This is a genomic window from Variovorax sp. KBW07, assembly GCF_003852515.1.
Taxonomy (GTDB): domain Bacteria; phylum Pseudomonadota; class Gammaproteobacteria; order Burkholderiales; family Burkholderiaceae_C; genus Variovorax.
In genome coordinates this window covers 1-16,583 of record NZ_QAJK01000099.1, presented here as the reverse complement: position 1 = coordinate 16,583, position 16,583 = coordinate 1, and the positions used below count along the sequence as shown (strand labels likewise).

Genomic DNA, 16,583 nt, shown 5'->3' with positions numbered 1-16,583 from the left:
CTGTGCACGCACAAAGAATGACCCCGCCTTGAAGCCGCGATAAGCAACAGCAAGGTCCCAATGAGATCAGGACAGACTCCAGCAAACGGTGGCTGAGATAATCGGGGGGCGTTTCACACTCCAATAAAAGCCTCCCCACCATGACGACCACGATCCAGCAGGCCGACCTGATCGAATCGATCAGCGCCGCGCTGCAGTACATCAGCTACTACCACCCCACCGACTACATCGCCCACCTGGCCAAGGCCTACGAGCGCGAACAGAGCCCCGCTGCCAAGGATGCCATTGCGCAGATCCTTACCAACAGCAAGATGAGCGCCACCGGCCATCGCCCCATCTGCCAGGACACCGGCATCGTCAACGTCTTCCTCAAGGTCGGCATGGACGTGCGCTGGGGCGGCTTCACCGGCAGCCTGGACGACGCCATCAACGAAGGCGTGCGCCGCGGCTACAACCACCCCGACAACACACTGCGCGCCTCCGTCGTCGGCGACCCGCAGTTCGACCGCAAGAACACCAAGGACAACACGCCCGCGGTGATCTTCACCGAGATCGTGCCGGGCAACACCGTCGAAGTGACGGTGGCGGCCAAGGGCGGCGGCAGCGAGAACAAGAGCAAGCTGGTCATGCTGAACCCCGGCGACAGCGTGGTCGACTGGGTGCTCAAGACCGTGCCGACCATGGGCGCCGGCTGGTGCCCGCCGGGCATGCTGGGCATCGGCATCGGTGGCACGGCCGAGAAGGCCGCACTGATGGCCAAGGAAAGCCTGATGGACGACCTCGACATGCACGAGCTGCAGGCCAAGAAGGCATCGGGCGCCGAGCTGAGCAAAGTCGAGGCGCTGCGCATCGAGCTGTACGAAAAGGTCAATGCACTGGGCATCGGCGCGCAGGGCCTGGGCGGCCTGGCCACCGTGCTCGACATCAAGATCAAGATGTACCCCACGCACGCGGCCAGCAAGCCCGTGGCGATGATCCCCAACTGCGCAGCCACTCGCCATGCGCACTTCGTGATGGACGGCAGCGGCCCGGTGTACCTCGATCCGCCGTCGCTCGACCTGTGGCCCGACGTGAACTGGGCGCCGGACGAAAAGAAGAGCAAGCGCGTCGACCTGAACAAGCTCACGCCCGCCGAAGTCGTAAGCTGGAAGCCGGGCGACACGATCCTGCTGAACGGCAAGATGCTCACCGGCCGCGACGCCGCGCATAAGCGCATCCAGGACATGCTGGCCAAGGGCGAAAAGCTGCCGGTGGACTTCACGAACCGCGTGATCTATTACGTCGGCCCGGTCGATCCGGTCGGCAACGAAGCCGTGGGCCCCGCCGGCCCGACCACCGCCACGCGCATGGACGGCTTCACCGAAATGATGCTGGCGCAGACCGGCCTGATCGCGATGATCGGCAAGGCCGAGCGCGGCCCGGTCGCCATCGAGGCCATCAAGAAGCACAAGAGCGCCTACCTCATGGCCGTGGGCGGTGCGGCCTACTTGGTCAGCAAGGCGATCAAGACCGCCAAGGTCGTGGGCTTTGCGGACCTGGGCATGGAAGCCATCTACGAATTCGACGTGGTCGACATGCCGGTGACGGTGGCGGTCGACGCGGGCGGCACCAGCGCGCACATCACCGGCCCGGCCGAGTGGCAGAAGCGCATTGCCAGCGGCGAGTTCAAGACCATCATGATGGAAGAGGCCTGACGATGAACCCCGCCCGGCCGTCGCCGGCAATGCGCAGCACGGAGGCATTCCTGTGACGCATGCGCCGATCGGCGTCTTCGACAGCGGCGTGGGCGGGCTCAGCGTGCTGGCCGCATTGCGCGCCGAACTGCCGCACGAGCATTTCGTCTATTTCGCCGACACGGCCTACGCGCCGTACGGCGAGCGCGGCGATGCCTATGTCATCGATCGCTCGCGCAAGGTCATCGAGCACCTGGTGCGCGAACACCGCATCAAGGCGCTGGTGATCGCCTGCAACACGGCCACCACCGCGGCAGTGCACCTGATGCGGGCCGAAAACCCCGACTTGCCGATCGTGGGCCTGGAGCCCGCGCTCAAGCCGGCCGTGGCCGTCAGCCGCACGGGGCACATTTCGGTGATGGCCACGCGGGGCACGCTGGCCAGCGCCAAGTACGCGGCCCTGCGCGACACCTTCGCCGGCTCCGCCGATGTGCGCTCGGTGCCCTGCGACGGCCTGGTGAAGGCCATCGAAGGCATGGACACGCCGGCCATTGCGGCGCTCTGCGCGCGCTACATGGCGGAAGCCGGGCCCTTTGGCGAAGCGTCCGGAGAAGTCGACACGGTCGTGCTCGGCTGCACCCACTACCCGCTCGTCAAGGATGAATTGCGCCGCCATGCGCCGGCCACGCTGCGCTTCATCGACACCGGCTTGCCGGTCGCGCAGCAGACACGGCGCCTGCTGGCCTCGGCCGGCCTTCTGGCCGACGAACACGGAACACCCCGGGGCAGCCTGCGGCTGGAGAGCAGCGGCCATGTCGCCGTGCTCGAAGCAGCCGCCGCGCACTGGCTGCAAGGCCCTTCGCAAGGCCCTTCGCAGGGCCTGCCCGCCCCTGCAGCGCCCTTGGCCCCCTCCACTGCCACCACGGCCTGAAACACCCCTTCATGCGTCTCCTGCGGCCCGCCCTGCTCCTGCTGTGCCTCTTCACGGCCAGCCTGAGCCACGCCGCCTGCGAAAGCGGCCTTGCGGAACGCATGCATGCCAAGCTGCATCCGAACCGTCCGCTCGACGAGCGCCTGGCGGCCTGCAAGATCTGGCCGGCCTTTCCCGGCCGCAGCATCGTCGTGCTGCCGATGCCGCGCGAAACCAGCGACAAGGGCGCCAAGGTCTTCGACCTCGAGGTGCTGCTGATCCAGCGGCCCGACAACGGCAACACCGAGCGCGACACGGTCATCGGGCGGCTGTTCCAGCCCGAGGCGCTGGACGAAGACGCGACCACCTCGATCCAGGACATCCGCATCGACACCTCGCGCTATGTGCTGTCGGCCGATGCACGCGCCTTCGGCCTGCGCGTGCGCTACCGGGGCAGCAGCGCCCCTGCAAGCCCGCTGGCAAGCGAAACGGTGCGCCTGTACGTGCACCATGCCAGCAAGCTGCGGCAGGTGCTGCAGGAGGTCGAGCTCGACCACGACAACGGGGGATGGGACACGACCTGCACCGGCCACTTCGAAAAGCTGCGCACCATGCTGTCGGTCGGCAAGGCGACCAGCAATGGCTACGCCGACCTGCTGTTGTCGCGCACGCTCGTGCAGAGCCGCGCGCAGGAGCTGGAAGACCAGGGGTGTGTGGAGAAGGCGCTGCCCGCGAAGTTCAGCACGGTCACGCTGCGCTATGACGGCGAGCGCTTTCGCGTGCCGAAGTCGCTGCTGCAACCGCAGCAGCAGAACTGAGTCGATTCAGCCCTGCTGACTGCGCCTGCGGTGTTCTTCAGTGCAGGTGACGGGGGCGGCGACCGCCGCCGTGGCCGCCACCGCTGCCGCCGGTACCGCCCGTGCCACGCGGGCGCTTGCCGATTTCGAGCGAATTGACGAGTGCGTCGAAGCGGTCGCTGAAGAGGCGATCGATTTCGGAGACCACGCCGCCCAGCTCGGCGCCGTCGAAATGGCGCTCCATGAGATTGACCACGTCTTCGACCAGCAGGTCGCGCTGCACCTGCATGATCGCGGCCGGGTTGGGGCCCACGAACAGCATCAGGAAATCGTCGCGCGACTCTTCGTCGGGGTCACCCTCTTCTTCGTCGAAGTCGGTGTCGTAGAAGGTGACTTCGATGGCTGCGCCGCGGTCCGCCAGTTCGTTCAGGGCCATGCACATCTCGTCGAGGGCCTGGCGGAAGTCTTCGTCGCCCGGCACCGTCCAGCAGATCTGCAGCGTGTGGTCCTTCTGCTCGAAGCGGATGCCCGGCTCTTCTTCGTAGGTGCTGGTGGCGCCATCGGCCAGCGACTTGGCCCCAGCGTACTTCCACAGCGGCTTGAGCGCTTCCTGGATCTGGTCGAAGCTCACGTCCGGCCGCAACGGCACATCGCCATGCACATGAATTTCAAATGGAGCGTTGTAGCGAGGCATCGAATGCTCCCTTGTAAGTTTGGTACCCGGAACGGGGGTCGAACCCGTATGCCCCGATTAAGGAAGCGGCGGATTTTAAGTCCGATGTGTCTACCAATTTCACCATCCGGGCGTCAGGTTGAACATCGACGATAACCCAAACAAAACAAGCCCCGGCAACGATGGTTGGCGGGGCTTGTTTGTCGGATCGAATCGTGTCTAACGGAGAAGGTGGAGGCGCGACCCGGAGTCGAACCGGGCTAGACGGATTTGCAATCCGTTGCATAACCGCTTTGCTATCGCGCCACGCAGAAAAACGAAAACGAACTTGCGAAAAAAAGGGAAGCGATTGCTTCCCTTTTTTAAAACTGGAGCGGGAAAAGAGTCTCGAACTCTCGACCTCAACCTTGGCAAGGTTGCGCTCTACCAACTGAGCTATTCCCGCGTTTCGAGCCTCGAATTATATACCAGTTTTTCGAGGTCTGGCAAGTCATGCAATCAATCGCGCATCAATCAATGCTTGACCGAGCCTTCGGAGGCCGGCGTTCCGGCACGCTGCTTGGCCAGTTCGGCCACGGCGGCGGCCGATGCGGCAACCTCTTCGTCGGAGAGCGGCTCGGGCATTTTCTCGAGCGCGATCTCCAGCACCTTGTCGATCCACTTCACCGGCACGATCTCGAGGCCGTTCTTCACGTTCTCGGGAATGTCCTGCAGGTCCTTGGCGTTCTCTTCGGGGATCAGCACGGTCTTGATGCCGCCGCGCAGTGCGGCCAGCAGCTTTTCCTTCAGGCCACCGATGGCCGTGACCTCGCCGCGTAGCGTGATCTCGCCGGTCATCGCGACGTCGCTGCGCACGGGGATACCGGTGAGCGCCGACACGAAGGCCGTGGTCATCGCCGCGCCCGCGCTCGGGCCGTCCTTGGGCGTGGCGCCATCGGGCACGTGGATGTGGATGTCGCGCTTCTCGAACACCTCGTCCTTGATGCCCAGGCGGCGCGAGCGGCTGCGCACCACGGTGCGTGCAGCTTCGACCGACTCCTTCATCACGTCGCCGAGCGAACCCGTGCGGCTGATCACGCCCTTGCCGGGCATCGTGACCGCTTCGATCGTCAGCAGATCGCCGCCCACTTCGGTCCATGCCAGTCCAACGACCTGGCCCACCTGGTTCTGCTTCTCGGCGAGGCCGAAGCTGTACTTGCGCACGCCCAGGAACTCGTTGAGGTTCGAGCCGTTGACCGTGACCTTCGGCGTCATCTGCTTGAGCAGCAGGCCCTTCACCACCTTGCGGCAGATCTTGGACAGCTCGCGCTCGAGCGAACGCACGCCGGCTTCCCGGGTGTAGTAGCGCACGATGTCGCGCACCGCTTCTTCGGTGACGAGCAACTCTTCGTCCTTGACGCCGTTGTTCTTCAGCTGCTTGGGCAGCAGGTACTTGATGGCGATGTGCGTCTTCTCGTCCTCGGTGTAGCCCGAGAGGCGAATGACTTCCATGCGGTCCAGCAGTGCCGGCGGAATGTTCATCGAGTTCGACGTGGCGACGAACATCACGTCGCTCAGGTCGAAGTCGACTTCCACGTAGTGGTCGCCGAAGGTGTGGTTCTGCTCGGGGTCGAGCACCTCGAGCAGCGCGCTCGAAGGGTCACCACGGAAGTCCGTGCCCAGCTTGTCGATTTCGTCGAGCAGGAACAGCGGATTGCGCGTGCCGATCTTGCTCAGCCCCTGCAGCACCTTGCCCGGCAGTGCGCCGATGTAGGTGCGGCGGTGACCACGAATCTCGGCTTCGTCGCGCATGCCGCCCAGCGCCATGCGGGTGTACTTGCGGCCGGTCGCCTTGGCGATCGACTGCCCCAGCGAGGTCTTGCCGACACCCGGTGGGCCCACGAGGCACAGGATGGGTGCCTTCACCTTGTCGACGCGTTGCTGCACCGCGAGATATTCAAGGATGCGGTCCTTGACCTTCTCGAGGCCGTAATGGTCGGCATTGAGCACGGCCTCGGCATTGGCCAGGTCGTGCTTGATCTTGGTCTTCTTGCTCCACGGCAGGCCGATGAGCACGTCGATGTAGTTGCGCACCACGGTGGCCTCGGCCGACATGGGCGACATCAGCTTGAGCTTCTTGAGTTCGCCTTCGGCCTTCTTCAGGCCTTCCTTGGACATCTTGGCGAGCTTGATCTTTTTCTCGATCTCCTCGATGTCCGCGCCCTCTTCGCCTTCGCCGAGCTCCTTCTGGATGGCCTTGACCTGCTCGTTCAGATAGAAGTCGCGCTGGTTCTTTTCCATCTGGCGCTTCACGCGGCCACGGATCTTCTTGTCGACGTTCAGGATGTCGACTTCGCGTTCGAGCTGGCCGAACAGGTTTTCCAGGCGCGCCTTGACGTCGTCCAGGTCGAGCACGGCCTGCTTGTTGTCGAGCTTGAGCGGCAGGTGCGCGGCGATGGTGTCGGCCAGGCGACCCGGATCGTCGATGCTCGAGATCGAGGTCAGGATCTCGGGCGGAATCTTCTTGTTCAGCTTGACGTACTGGTCGAACTGCTGCATCACGGCGCGGCGCAGCGCTTCGACCTCGGTGCCCTTCTCGCCGCCTTCGGGCGCCTCGACGGGCGTCACGTTGGCCGTGAAATGGGTCTCGCCGTCATCGATGCGGTTCACGCGTGCGCGCTGCTGGCCTTCGACCAGCACCTTCACCGTGCCGTCGGGCAGCTTGAGCATCTGCAGGATGGTCGAGACGCAGCCGACCTCGAACATGTCCTCGACGGAGGGCTCGTCCTTGGCGGCGGCCTTCTGGGCCACCAGCATGATGCGGCGCTCGGCCTCCATGGCCAGTTCGAGCGCCTTGATGCTCTTGGGGCGTCCCACGAAGAGCGGGATCACCATGTGGGGAAACACCACGACGTCGCGCAGCGGCAGCAGCGGCAGGTCGAGTGCTTCGGGAGGCAATGGGGTATGACCAGACATGCAGATCCTTCGCGTATTTGCCTTTACGCCTTTTTCGCTGCTTCGCGGTACACGAGCAGCGGAGGCTTGTTTTCGTCGATGGTCGATTCCTCGACCACCACCTTGTCGACATTGGTCGCATTCGGCAATTCGAACATGGTGTCGATCAGCGACTGTTCAAGGATCGAGCGCAAGCCGCGTGCACCGGTCTTGCGGGCCAGCGCCTTGCGTGCGATCGCCTTGAGCGCCGCCGGGCGAATCTCGAGGTCCACGCCTTCCATCTGCAGCAGCTTGGTGAACTGCTTGACCACCGCGTTCTTCGGCTCGGTCAGGATCTGCACCAGGGCGTCTTCGCTGAGCTCGGCCAGCGAGGCCACCACCGGCATGCGGCCCACCAGTTCGGGGATCAGGCCGAACTTGATCAGGTCTTCGGGTTCGACTTCGCGGAACACCTCGGTGATGCTGCGCTGCGCCTTGCTCTTGACCGATGCGCCGAAGCCGATGCCCGAGGCCTCGGTGCGGTTTTCAATGACCTTCTCGAGGCCGGCGAACGCGCCGCCACAAATGAACAGGATGTTGGTCGTGTCGATCTGCAGAAAGTCCTGGTTCGGGTGCTTGCGCCCGCCTTGCGGCGGCACGCTGGCCATCGTGCCTTCGATGAGCTTCAGCAGCGCCTGCTGCACGCCCTCGCCCGACACGTCGCGGGTGATCGACGGGTTGTCGGACTTGCGCGAGATCTTGTCGATTTCGTCGATGTAGACGATGCCGCGCTGGGCCCGCTCGACTTCATAGTTGCAGCTTTGCAGCAGCTTCTGGATGATGTTCTCGACGTCTTCGCCCACGTAGCCCGCTTCGGTCAGCGTGGTGGCGTCAGCCATCACGAAGGGAACGTCGAGCATGCGCGCCAGCGTTTGCGCCAGCAGCGTCTTGCCCGAACCCGTGGGGCCGATCAACAGGATGTTGCTCTTGCTGAGCTCCACCTCGTCGCCCTTGGTGTTCTTTTCCTTGTGGCGAAGGCGCTTGTAGTGGTTGTAGACCGCCACCGACAGCATGCGCTTGGCCGGCTCCTGGCCGATCACGTAGTTGTCGAGGTTGGTCTTGATCTCCAGCGGCGTGGGCAGGTCGCTGCGAGCGTCGCGCGCCTCTTCACCGGCCGGCAGTTCGTCGCGGATGATCTCGTTGCAAAGGTCGATGCACTCGTCGCAGATGAAGACCGAAGGGCCCGCGATCAGCTTCTTGACCTCATGCTGGCTCTTGCCGCAGAACGAGCAATAAAGCGTTTTTTCGCTGGAAGAGCCTTTTTTATCGGCCATGGACAGGTGCCTCGTTACAGGGTAGGGACAATGATAACTAAACAAAAACGGCGTTTCCCGTGTGGAAAACGCCGTTTTTTGCCATTTGGCGCCACTGGAGGCGCCAGGCGGCCTTCACCGCGTCGGAGGCGTCAGCCGCGCTTGGCGACGACCTGGTCCACCAGACCGTAGTCCTTGGCTTCGTCGGCCGTCAGGAAGTAGTCGCGCTCGGTATCGGCCTTGACCTTTTCCAGCGGCTGGCCGGTGCGTTCGGCCAGGATGCGGTTCATCTGGTCCTTGGTGCGCAGGATGTCGCGCGCATGGATCTCGATGTCAGTCGCCTGCCCGCGGGCACCGCCCAGGACCTGGTGGATCATGATCTTCGAGTTGGGCAGCGAGAAGCGCTTGCCCTTCTCGCCAGCCGCCAGCAGGAAGGCGCCCATGCTGGCCGCGAAACCCAGGCACATGGTCGACACGTCGGGCTTGATGAACTGCATGGTGTCGTAGATGGCCATGCCGGCGCTCACGCTGCCGCCCGGGGAGTTGATGTAGAACGAAATGTCCTTGTCCGGGTTCTCGCTCTCCAGGAACAGAAGCTGCGCCACCACGAGGTTGGCGGTCTGGTCGTTGACCTCGCCCACCAGGAAAATGATGCGCTCCTTGAGCAGGCGCGAGTAGATGTCGTAAGACCGCTCGCCACGGCCCGATTGCTCGATGACCATCGGGACCATGCCGAGGCCTTGAATTTCGTTTGCGATCATGAATTAGCTCTCCGGGAAGGTGAAATCGTTCGCTGTTCTGAACTGTACGCCTGAGTGAAATGGGGCTCGTGCCGCAAAGCACAAGCCCCATTCGGCGATGCGGGCAGCAGCGGGATCAGCCTTGCTGTTGCTGCGCCATCAGTTCGTCGAACGACACCGACTTCTCGTTGACCTTGGCCTTGCCCAGGACGAAGTCGGTCACGTTGTTCTCGATGACCACGGCTTCGACTTCGGCCAGGCGGTTGTTGTCGCTGAAGTACCAGCGCACCACGTCGGCCGGCTTTTCGTAGCTGGCGGCCAGCTCGTCGATGTGGGCCTTGATCTGCTCGGGCTTGGCCTGCAGATTGTTCGAGCGAACCAGTTCGGCCACCACCAGGCCCAGGCGCACGCGGCGCTCGGCTTGGGGACGGAACACTTCTTCGGGAATCGGGGCCTTGTCGGCGTCCTTGATGCCGCGCTGCTTGAGTTCGGCGCGGGCGCCTTCGATCATGCGGGCGACTTCCGACTGCACGCTGGCGTTCGGCAGGTCGAGCTCGGCGTTGGCAACCAGCGCGTCCATCACGGCGTTCTTGTTGCGGGCCAGCAGGCGGAACTTCACTTCGCGCTCGAGGTTGCGCTTGATGTCGGCGCGCAGGCCTTCGACCGTGGCTTCGGCAATGCCGAGCGACTTGGCCAGCTGCTCGTTGATTTCGGGCAGGTGCGAGGCTTCGATCTTCTTCAGGGTGACCATGAAGTCGGCTTGCTTGCCGGCCACGTCCTTGCCGTGGTAGTCGGCCGGGAACGACAGCGGGAAGGTGCGGCTGTCGCCGGACTTCATGCCGCGCACGGCGTCTTCGAATTCCTTGAGCATCTGGCCTTCGCCGACCACGAACTGGAAGTCTTCGGCCTTGCCGCCCTGGAAGGGCTCGCCGTCGATCTTGCCTTCGAAGTCAACGGTCACGCGGTCGTCGTCTTGCGCCACGGCGTCTTGCGCGCGCTGGGCGAAGGTACGGCGCTGCTTGCGCAGGATGTCCAGGGTCTTGTCGATGGCGTCGTCACCCACTTCGGCCGCGAGCTTCTCGACTTCAGCGCCCGACAGGTCGTTGATCTTGACTTCGGGGAACACTTCGAACACCGCGTCGAAAGCCAGTTCGCCTTCGGGCGACTCTTCCTTTTCGGTGATGCGGGGTTGGCCGGCCACGCGCAGCTTGGCTTCGTTGGCGGCTTGCGAGAAGGCTTCGCCGACCTTGTCGTTCATGACTTCGTAGTGCACCGAGTAGCCATAGCGCTGGGCCACGACGTTCATCGGCACCTTGCCGGGACGGAAGCCGTCCATCTTGACGGTGCGCGCGAGCTTCTTGAGGCGCGAATCGACTTCGGACTGGATGGTGCCGACCGGCAGGGTCAGCGTGATCTTGCGTTCGAGCTTCTCGAGAGTTTCAACGTTCACGGTCATGATGTCTTCCTTGTGAGGGGGCTGGTGCGCGGGGCCTGCATCTTTTTTAGCAATACAGATCAAGGACTTACACGCGCTGGCGGGATTTAAGCGGAGGCACACACGTGCCGCGCGCAAAACTGGGCAACCCGCGATTCTAATCGGCCGCGAACACCCTCTTTGGCCCGTTCGAGGGTCTGCGCACGGAGTTTGCGAATCGGGCCCGATTTCAAGCCGGGATTCCCCCTTAAAGTGTCGGGCGATTCGCCACCGCCCACAGGAACCCACATGCTCCAGCGACTGTTTGCCGCCCTCTTCTTCATGCTGGCAATTTCGTTCGCCACGCCCTCGCCTGCCCAGGGCAAGGCGGCCGGTACGCCCGCGCCGAAAGAGCCGGGCATCCAGCAGATCTACGAGGCGGCGAAGAACGGCAAGATGGCCGACGCCAACGCGATGATCGCCAAGGTTCTGAAGAACCATCCCAACAGCGCGAAGGCCCACTATGTCCACGCGGAACTCCTGGCCATGCAGGACAAGCTCGACGACGCGCGCGATGCGCTGAGCCGGGCCAGGGAAATCTCGCCGGGGCTGGCGTTCGCGAAAGCCGAGTCCGTCGCCAAGCTCGAACGCAAGCTCGAAAAACCTGTGGAGATCAAGCCCGAGCCACTGCCCGCACCGAGCCCGGTTGCCGCGCCGGCGCCCGCAGCTTCGCCCGCGCCGGTCGACTCCTTTCCACCCACGGGCTCGATCCCATGGGGACCCATTGGCATCGTGGCGCTGATCGTCGCGGCGTACGTCTATTTCCAGCGGCGTTCGCGCGCCGTCAGCTTCCCCGTGCCGGCCGCCGCCCCGCAAGCGCCCCGGTTCTCCCGGCCCACGAGCGACTCGTCCATGGGCTATGCGGCAGGGAGCAGCGACGGTGGGTTTCCGCCCTCGCCGCCACCCAGCCAGGGGCCGAACATCGGCGGTGCGCTGGCGGCCGGTGCAGCGGCCGGCGTCGGCGCGGTGGTCGCGGGCGAGTTGCTGCGACACCTGCTGAGCGACCGCTCGGACGACCACCGCGGCAGCACGGTCAACATCTTCAATAACAACAACCACGGCAGCCGCAGCCACAACGCCGACATCGGCCGCAGCCTCTGGCCCTCGTCCGATCCCGAGCCCGACCGCAGCTTCGTGGACGACAACTTCGGCATCAAGGACACGAGTTCGTGGGACGACTCGAGCAGCAGCAGTTCCAGTTCAAGTTCCGACAGCGGAAGCAGCGACAGCAGTAGCAGCAACAGCGACTGGTAGAAAAACCCCGGCCGGCGCGAACAAGCGCGGCCAAAGAAAAAGCCCCGTTCCTTGCGAAACGGGGCTTCGTCACTGCTCGATAGAACGGGCTACTTAGCAGGGCTGGTGCGCGGGGCCGGACTCGAACCGGCACGTTCTTGCGAACGTCAGGACCTAAACCTGGTGCGTCTACCAATTTCGCCACCCGCGCGATGCCAATCTTTTTCAGGTGAATGCAAAAGCGGACGGCCTTGCGGCACCACGGGTTTCCGCAGGCCAAGGACCATCCGCTTGAAATCGGTCAGCTTGCGATTTTAAGCGTGAATTGGGGTCGCTTCCGGCGCGCGGTCCACCGGATTCACCGGCTCGCGCTTCACCCGGAATGCCGCGGCGTACATCGCCGGCAATGCCAGCAAGGTCAGCACGGTCGCGACGATCAGCCCGCCCATGATGGCCACGGCCATCGGCCCCCAGAACACGCTGCGCGACAACGGGATCATCGCCAGCACCGCCGCCGCGGCCGTCAGCACGATCGGCCGCAGCCGCCGCACCGCCGACTCGACGATCGCGTCCCAGGCCGGCACGCCGGCCGCCCGGTCGCTCTCGATCTGGTCGATCAGGATCACGGCGTTGCGCTGGATCATCCCCATCAGCGCGATCACGCCCAGCAACGCCACGAAGCCGAACGGCCGGTCGAGCAGCAGCAAGGCCCCCGCCACGCCGGCAATGCCCATCGGCCCGGTGATGAACACCAGCAGCGAGCGGCTGAAGCTGTGCAGCTGCAGCATCAGCAGCGTGAACACCAGGAACAGCATGATCGGCACGCCCGCCACGATGGAGGCCGAGCCCTTGCTGCTTTCCTCGACCGCGCCCGCCACTTCGATGCGGTAGGCGCCCTGCCCGGCCGCATGCCAGCCGGCTTCGAGCTCGCGCAGCTTGGGCAGCAACTGGGCCGTGACGGTCGCGCCCTGCAGGCCCTCGACCACATCGCCCTGCACGGTGATGGCGTAGTCGCGGTTCTCGCGCCACATCACGCCCGGCTCCCAGGTGAACACCGGGCGGGCAATCTGCGTCAGCGGAATCGAGCGGCCCGAGGTCGTGGGCAGATAAGCGTTGCCGATGTCCGAGATGGCTTCGCGCTCGTCCGACGCCTGGCGCAACACGATGTCGATCAGCAGGTCGTTCTCGCGGTACTGGCCCACGGTGGTGCCGCTGAACATGGTCTTCGATGCCTGGGCGATGGCCTGGCTGGTCACGCCGAGCGCACGCGCCTTGGCCTGGTCGACCTGCAGGCGGATCACCTTGACCGACTCGTTCCAGTTGTCGTTCACGCCGCGCATGTTGGCGCTCTCGCGCAGCACGGCCTTCACCTCGTCGGCATGCGTACGCAGCTGCGCGGGGTCGGTGCCGATCACGCGGAACTGCACGGGGTACGGCACCGGCGGGCCGTTGGGCAGCAGCTTGACGCGGCCGCGCACCTCGGGGAATTCCTGGGCCAGCAGCGCCGGCAGCTTGATGCGCAGGCTCTCGCGCACCTTCAGGTCCTTGGCCAGCACGATCAGTTGCGACACGTTGGTCTGCGGAAACACCTGGTCGAGCGGCAGGTAGAAACGCGGCACGCCCGAGCCGATCCAGGTGCTTACCGTCTTTACCCCAGCCTCTTGCATGAAGCGCTGCTCGACCCGCTTGGCCACCTCTTCATTGGCGGCGAACGAGGTGCCTTCGGGGAACCAGATGTCGACCAGGATTTCGGGCCGGCTCGAATCGGGGAAGAACTGCTGCTGCACCTTGCCCATGCCGACGATGCCCAGCGCAAAGATCAGCACCGTGGCGCCAATGGTCATCCAGCGGTGCGCCACGCACCAGTTCACCGCACGGCGAAAGACGTTGTAGAAAGGCGTGTCGAACAGCTCGTGCGGCGGTGCATCGGGGTCGTGCGGCTTCACCTTCAGCAGCAGCGTGCCGAGGTAGGGCACGAAGTACACCGAGACGATCCACGACAGCACCAGCGCGATCACCGTCACCGCGAAGATCGCGAAGGTGTATTCGCCCGTCACCGACTTGGCCAGCCCGATGGGCAGGAAACCCGCCGCCGTGATGAGCGTGCCCGTGAGCATCGGCTTGGCCGTCACGTCGTAGGCGAAGGTGGCGGCACGCACCTTGTCGTAGCCCTCTTCCATCTTGCGCACCATCATCTCGACCGCAATGATGGCGTCGTCCACCAGCAGGCCGAGCGCGATGATCAGCGACCCCAGCGATATCTTGTGCAGCCCGATGCCGAAGTAGTTCATGGCCAGGAAGGTCACGGCCAGCACCAGCGGAATGGTGATCGCCACCACCAGCCCCGGCCGCACGTCGATGTACCAGCCGAAGCGCCCGCCCTTGTGCAGGCCGAGCGAAATGATGCTCACGGCCAGCACGATGGCCACGGCCTCGATCAGCACGCCGACGAATTCGTTCACCGAGCTGGCCACCGACACCGGCTGGTCTTGCACCTGCGCCAGCTTCACGCCGGCCGGCAGCCGCTGGCCGATGGTGGCGGTGGTCTGCTTCAGCGCCTTGCCCAGCGCGATGATGTCGCCGCCCTTGGCCATCGACACACCGAGCGCGATCACTTCCTTGCCCTGGTGGTGCACCTTGACGGCCGGTGGATCGACGTAGCCGCGGCGAATGTCGGCAATGTCGCCCAGCTTCAGCTGGTTGCCCGAGCTGCCGCGGATCGGCATTTCGCGCAGTTGGTCGACGCTGGTGAACTGCCCGGCCACACGCACCTGCACCACGTCGAGCGGCGACTGGATCGTGCCGGCGCTTTCAATGGCGTTCTGCGAGCCGAGCTGGGCCAGCACCGCATTGAAGTCGAGCCCCAGCTGCGCCAGGCGCTTCTGCGAGATTTCGATGTAGACCTTTTCGTCCTGCACGCCGAATTGGTCGACCTTGGCCACGTCCTTCACGCGCAGCAGTTGCTGGCGCACGTCGTCGGCCAGCGTCTTGAGCTCGGCGTAGCTGAAGCCGTCGCTTTCCAGCGCGTAGATCACGCCATAGACGTCGCCGAAATCGTCATTGAAGAACGGTCCCTGCACGCCGGCCGGCAGCGTGCTGCGCATGTCGCCGATTTTCTTGCGCACCGTGTACCAGACGTTGGCCACCTCGGCGGCCTTCGACGAGTCCTTGATCTGGAAAATGATCTGCGATTCGCCCGGCTTGGAGTAGCTGCGGATCTTGTCGGCGTACGGCGCTTCCTGCAGCGTGCGCTCGAGCTTGTCGGTGACCTGCTCGGCCACCTGCTGCGCCGTGGCGCCGGGCCAGTAGGTGCGCACCACCATCGCTCGGAAGGTGAACGGCGGGTCTTCGTCCTGGCCGAGCTGGAAGTACGCAAAGGCACCCAGCACCATCAGCACCACCATCAGGTAGCGCGTGAGGGGCGCGTGGTCCAGCGCCCATTTGGAGAGATTGAAGCCGGCCGGCTTGTCGGTGGTGGTCGCTACGCCTTCCTTCATTTGGAAGCACCCGCTGCGATCTCCTTCTTGGTTGCGGCAACGGCCTCGACGGCCTGCACGACATCCTTCGCGTTGGCGGCAGCAGCGGCCGCCTCCTTGGACTGGTAGATGGTGACTTTCTGCCCCGGCGAGAGCACATGCACGCCCGCCGCCACGACCATCATGCCGGGCGCCAGGCCAGCGCCGATCACCGCTTCATTGCCGTCGGCCGTTGCCACCTGCACTGGCTGCGAGCGCACCGTCATGGTCGACTTGTCGAGCACCCACACGGCCGAGCCCTTGCCTTCCTGGCGCAGCGCGCTGGTCGGCAGCTTGATGACTGCGGATTCCGCGCGTGCCAGCGCCCGGGGACGGGCGTAGACCGTGGCGCCGAGCGCCGGCGACGTGGCCGCGTCGATGGCGACCTTGACCGAATAGGTGCGCGTGACCGCATCGGCACTGGCCGCCACTTCGCGCACCTGCCCTTGCAGCACTTCGCCGCCGGACCAGCCACGCACCGCGACCGGCGAGCCGGCCTTGATGAGCGCAGCCCGGTCTTCGGGCACCGCGAACACCACGTCGCGCGCGCCGTCCTGCGCGATGCGAACCACCGGCGTGCCGGCCTGCACCACCTGGCCCGGTTCGGCCTCGATGGCGGTGATGACGCCCGCCACGTCGGCCACCAGCGTCGTGTAGTTAGCCTGGTTGCCCTGCGAGGCGAGCTGGGCCTGGGCCTGTTCGAGCTGGGCCTGCGCGGCCTTCCAGGTGGATTCGCGGCGCTCGAGTTCGGCACCGCTGATGAAGTTCTGCTGGCGCAGTTCGGTGTAGCGCTTCAGGTCGGCGGCGGCAAGGTCGCGGTTGGTCAGCGCGGCGGCCTGCTGGGCGCGCGCGGCGTCGGCGGCGAGCTTGTAGTCCTGCGGATCGAGCTGGGCCAGTACCTGGCCGGCCTGCACGTGCTGGCCAAGCTCGGCCTGGCGCCGGGTGATCTTGCCGCCCACGCGGAAGCCGAGCCGCGACTCGACACGGGCCCGCACCTCGGCCGAAAATTCGGGCTGGGCGTCGAAGTCGCTGATGCCGACGGTGACGAGCTTGACGGCCCGAACCGGATCTTCAGCCGGCGGTTTCGGCGAGCAGCCGGCCAGGAAAAGGGCAGGAAGCAGAAGCCAGGCGGCGCTGCGGGCACGGGAAGAAAAGGCGGTGGAGGCGGTCATGAGACACCCAAGAGAGGACAAACCGGGCCATTAATGACCCACTGGTTAGTAATCTAGGGTAAACGTTAAATGCTGTCAATGACCAGCGGGTCAGTTGACGTGGTTCTTCACGCCGTTTGCTTCGTTCGGGGTGGCTGACTTGGGATCGGATGCGGGGTCATTCTTTGGCG

General features: G+C 64.8%; 11 protein-coding genes and 4 tRNA genes. 4 read left to right on the top strand and 11 right to left on the bottom strand.

Annotated elements, in window-relative coordinates:
* Positions 1-140 precede the first annotated feature (140 nt).
* Genes DBV14_RS19995 through DBV14_RS19985 form a run of 3 tightly spaced genes read left to right on the top strand, consistent with a single transcriptional unit; the run spans position 141 to position 3,401 of the window.
* A complete protein-coding gene (locus DBV14_RS19995) occupies positions 141-1,694 on the top strand; it encodes a fumarate hydratase (protein WP_124461312.1) in 1,554 nt (517 codons plus the stop codon).
* 46 nt (positions 1,695-1,740) lie between these two features.
* Positions 1,741-2,604 carry a glutamate racemase gene (gene murI / locus DBV14_RS19990; RefSeq protein ID WP_124461310.1) on the top strand — a complete coding sequence of 288 codons (864 nt, stop codon included), beginning with the start codon at positions 1,741-1,743 and terminating at the stop codon, positions 2,602-2,604.
* 11 nt (positions 2,605-2,615) lie between these two features.
* Positions 2,616-3,401: a hypothetical protein gene (locus tag DBV14_RS19985; RefSeq protein ID WP_124461308.1), complete on the top strand. Its 786-nt coding sequence runs from the start codon at positions 2,616-2,618 to the stop codon at positions 3,399-3,401.
* A 37-nt stretch (positions 3,402-3,438) separates the two neighbouring features.
* Here DBV14_RS19985 and DBV14_RS19980 read toward each other — a convergent pair whose 3' ends face one another.
* From DBV14_RS19980 to tig, 8 genes are all read right to left on the bottom strand, one after another.
* Positions 3,439-4,074 carry a DUF6806 family protein gene (locus tag DBV14_RS19980; protein ID WP_124461306.1) on the bottom strand — a complete coding sequence of 212 codons (636 nt, stop codon included), beginning with the start codon at positions 4,072-4,074 and terminating at the stop codon, positions 3,439-3,441.
* 20 nt (positions 4,075-4,094) lie between these two features.
* Positions 4,095-4,186 (bottom strand) — tRNA-Leu (locus tag DBV14_RS19975).
* Positions 4,187-4,285: 99 nt separating this feature from the next.
* Positions 4,286-4,359 (bottom strand) — tRNA-Cys (locus DBV14_RS19970).
* Between the two features lie 63 nt (positions 4,360-4,422).
* Positions 4,423-4,498 (bottom strand) — tRNA-Gly (locus tag DBV14_RS19965).
* Positions 4,499-4,566: 68 nt separating this feature from the next.
* Positions 4,567-7,008 carry an endopeptidase La gene (lon, locus tag DBV14_RS19960; protein ID WP_124461304.1) on the bottom strand — a complete coding sequence of 814 codons (2,442 nt, stop codon included), beginning with the start codon at positions 7,006-7,008 and terminating at the stop codon, positions 4,567-4,569.
* Between the two features lie 23 nt (positions 7,009-7,031).
* Entirely contained in the window at positions 7,032-8,300 is a 1,269-nt protein-coding gene (gene clpX / locus DBV14_RS19955; RefSeq protein WP_124461302.1) for an ATP-dependent Clp protease ATP-binding subunit ClpX, read from the bottom strand.
* Positions 8,301-8,431: 131 nt separating this feature from the next.
* Positions 8,432-9,040: an ATP-dependent Clp endopeptidase proteolytic subunit ClpP gene (gene clpP, locus DBV14_RS19950; protein WP_124461300.1), complete on the bottom strand. Its 609-nt coding sequence runs from the start codon at positions 9,038-9,040 to the stop codon at positions 8,432-8,434.
* A gap of 115 nt (positions 9,041-9,155) precedes the next feature.
* Positions 9,156-10,475 carry a trigger factor gene (tig, locus tag DBV14_RS19945; protein ID WP_124461298.1) on the bottom strand — a complete coding sequence of 440 codons (1,320 nt, stop codon included), beginning with the start codon at positions 10,473-10,475 and terminating at the stop codon, positions 9,156-9,158.
* A gap of 267 nt (positions 10,476-10,742) precedes the next feature.
* Here tig and DBV14_RS33480 point away from each other — a divergent pair, with 267 nt between their 5' ends.
* Positions 10,743-11,747, top strand: coding sequence for a tetratricopeptide repeat protein (locus DBV14_RS33480; protein ID WP_185546071.1), 1,005 nt, complete (start codon positions 10,743-10,745; stop codon positions 11,745-11,747).
* A 103-nt stretch (positions 11,748-11,850) separates the two neighbouring features.
* Here the strand turns inward: DBV14_RS33480 and DBV14_RS19935 are convergent.
* The 3 genes from DBV14_RS19935 to DBV14_RS19925 all read right to left on the bottom strand — a co-directional run bounded on the left by DBV14_RS19935 (position 11,851) and on the right by DBV14_RS19925 (position 16,413).
* Positions 11,851-11,937 (bottom strand) — tRNA-Leu (locus DBV14_RS19935).
* A gap of 103 nt (positions 11,938-12,040) precedes the next feature.
* Positions 12,041-15,223: an efflux RND transporter permease subunit gene (locus tag DBV14_RS19930; RefSeq protein ID WP_124461296.1), complete on the bottom strand. Its 3,183-nt coding sequence runs from the start codon at positions 15,221-15,223 to the stop codon at positions 12,041-12,043.
* On the bottom strand, positions 15,220-16,413 hold the full coding sequence (locus DBV14_RS19925) for an efflux RND transporter periplasmic adaptor subunit (protein WP_124461294.1): 1,194 nt from the start codon (positions 16,411-16,413) through the stop codon (positions 15,220-15,222). The genes DBV14_RS19930 and DBV14_RS19925 overlap by 4 nt, the downstream gene beginning before the upstream one ends.
* Positions 16,414-16,583 lie beyond the last annotated feature (170 nt).

Excerpts from the sequence above, each read along its gene's own strand:
- DBV14_RS19995 (WP_124461312.1), top strand. The coding sequence starts at position 141 with ATGACGACCACGATCCAGCAGGCCGACCTGATCGAATCGATCAGCGCC.
- DBV14_RS19985 (WP_124461308.1), top strand. The coding sequence starts at position 2,616 with ATGCGTCTCCTGCGGCCCGCCCTGCTCCTGCTGTGCCTCTTCACGGCC.
- DBV14_RS19980 (WP_124461306.1), bottom strand. The coding sequence starts at position 4,074 with ATGCCTCGCTACAACGCTCCATTTGAAATTCATGTGCATGGCGATGTG.
- lon (WP_124461304.1), bottom strand. The coding sequence starts at position 7,008 with ATGTCTGGTCATACCCCATTGCCTCCCGAAGCACTCGACCTGCCGCTG.
- clpX (WP_124461302.1), bottom strand. The coding sequence starts at position 8,300 with ATGGCCGATAAAAAAGGCTCTTCCAGCGAAAAAACGCTTTATTGCTCG.
- clpP (WP_124461300.1), bottom strand. The coding sequence starts at position 9,040 with ATGATCGCAAACGAAATTCAAGGCCTCGGCATGGTCCCGATGGTCATC.
- tig (WP_124461298.1), bottom strand. The coding sequence starts at position 10,475 with ATGACCGTGAACGTTGAAACTCTCGAGAAGCTCGAACGCAAGATCACG.
- DBV14_RS33480 (WP_185546071.1), top strand. The coding sequence starts at position 10,743 with ATGCTCCAGCGACTGTTTGCCGCCCTCTTCTTCATGCTGGCAATTTCG.
- DBV14_RS19930 (WP_124461296.1), bottom strand. The coding sequence starts at position 15,223 with ATGAAGGAAGGCGTAGCGACCACCACCGACAAGCCGGCCGGCTTCAAT.
- DBV14_RS19925 (WP_124461294.1), bottom strand. The coding sequence starts at position 16,413 with ATGACCGCCTCCACCGCCTTTTCTTCCCGTGCCCGCAGCGCCGCCTGG.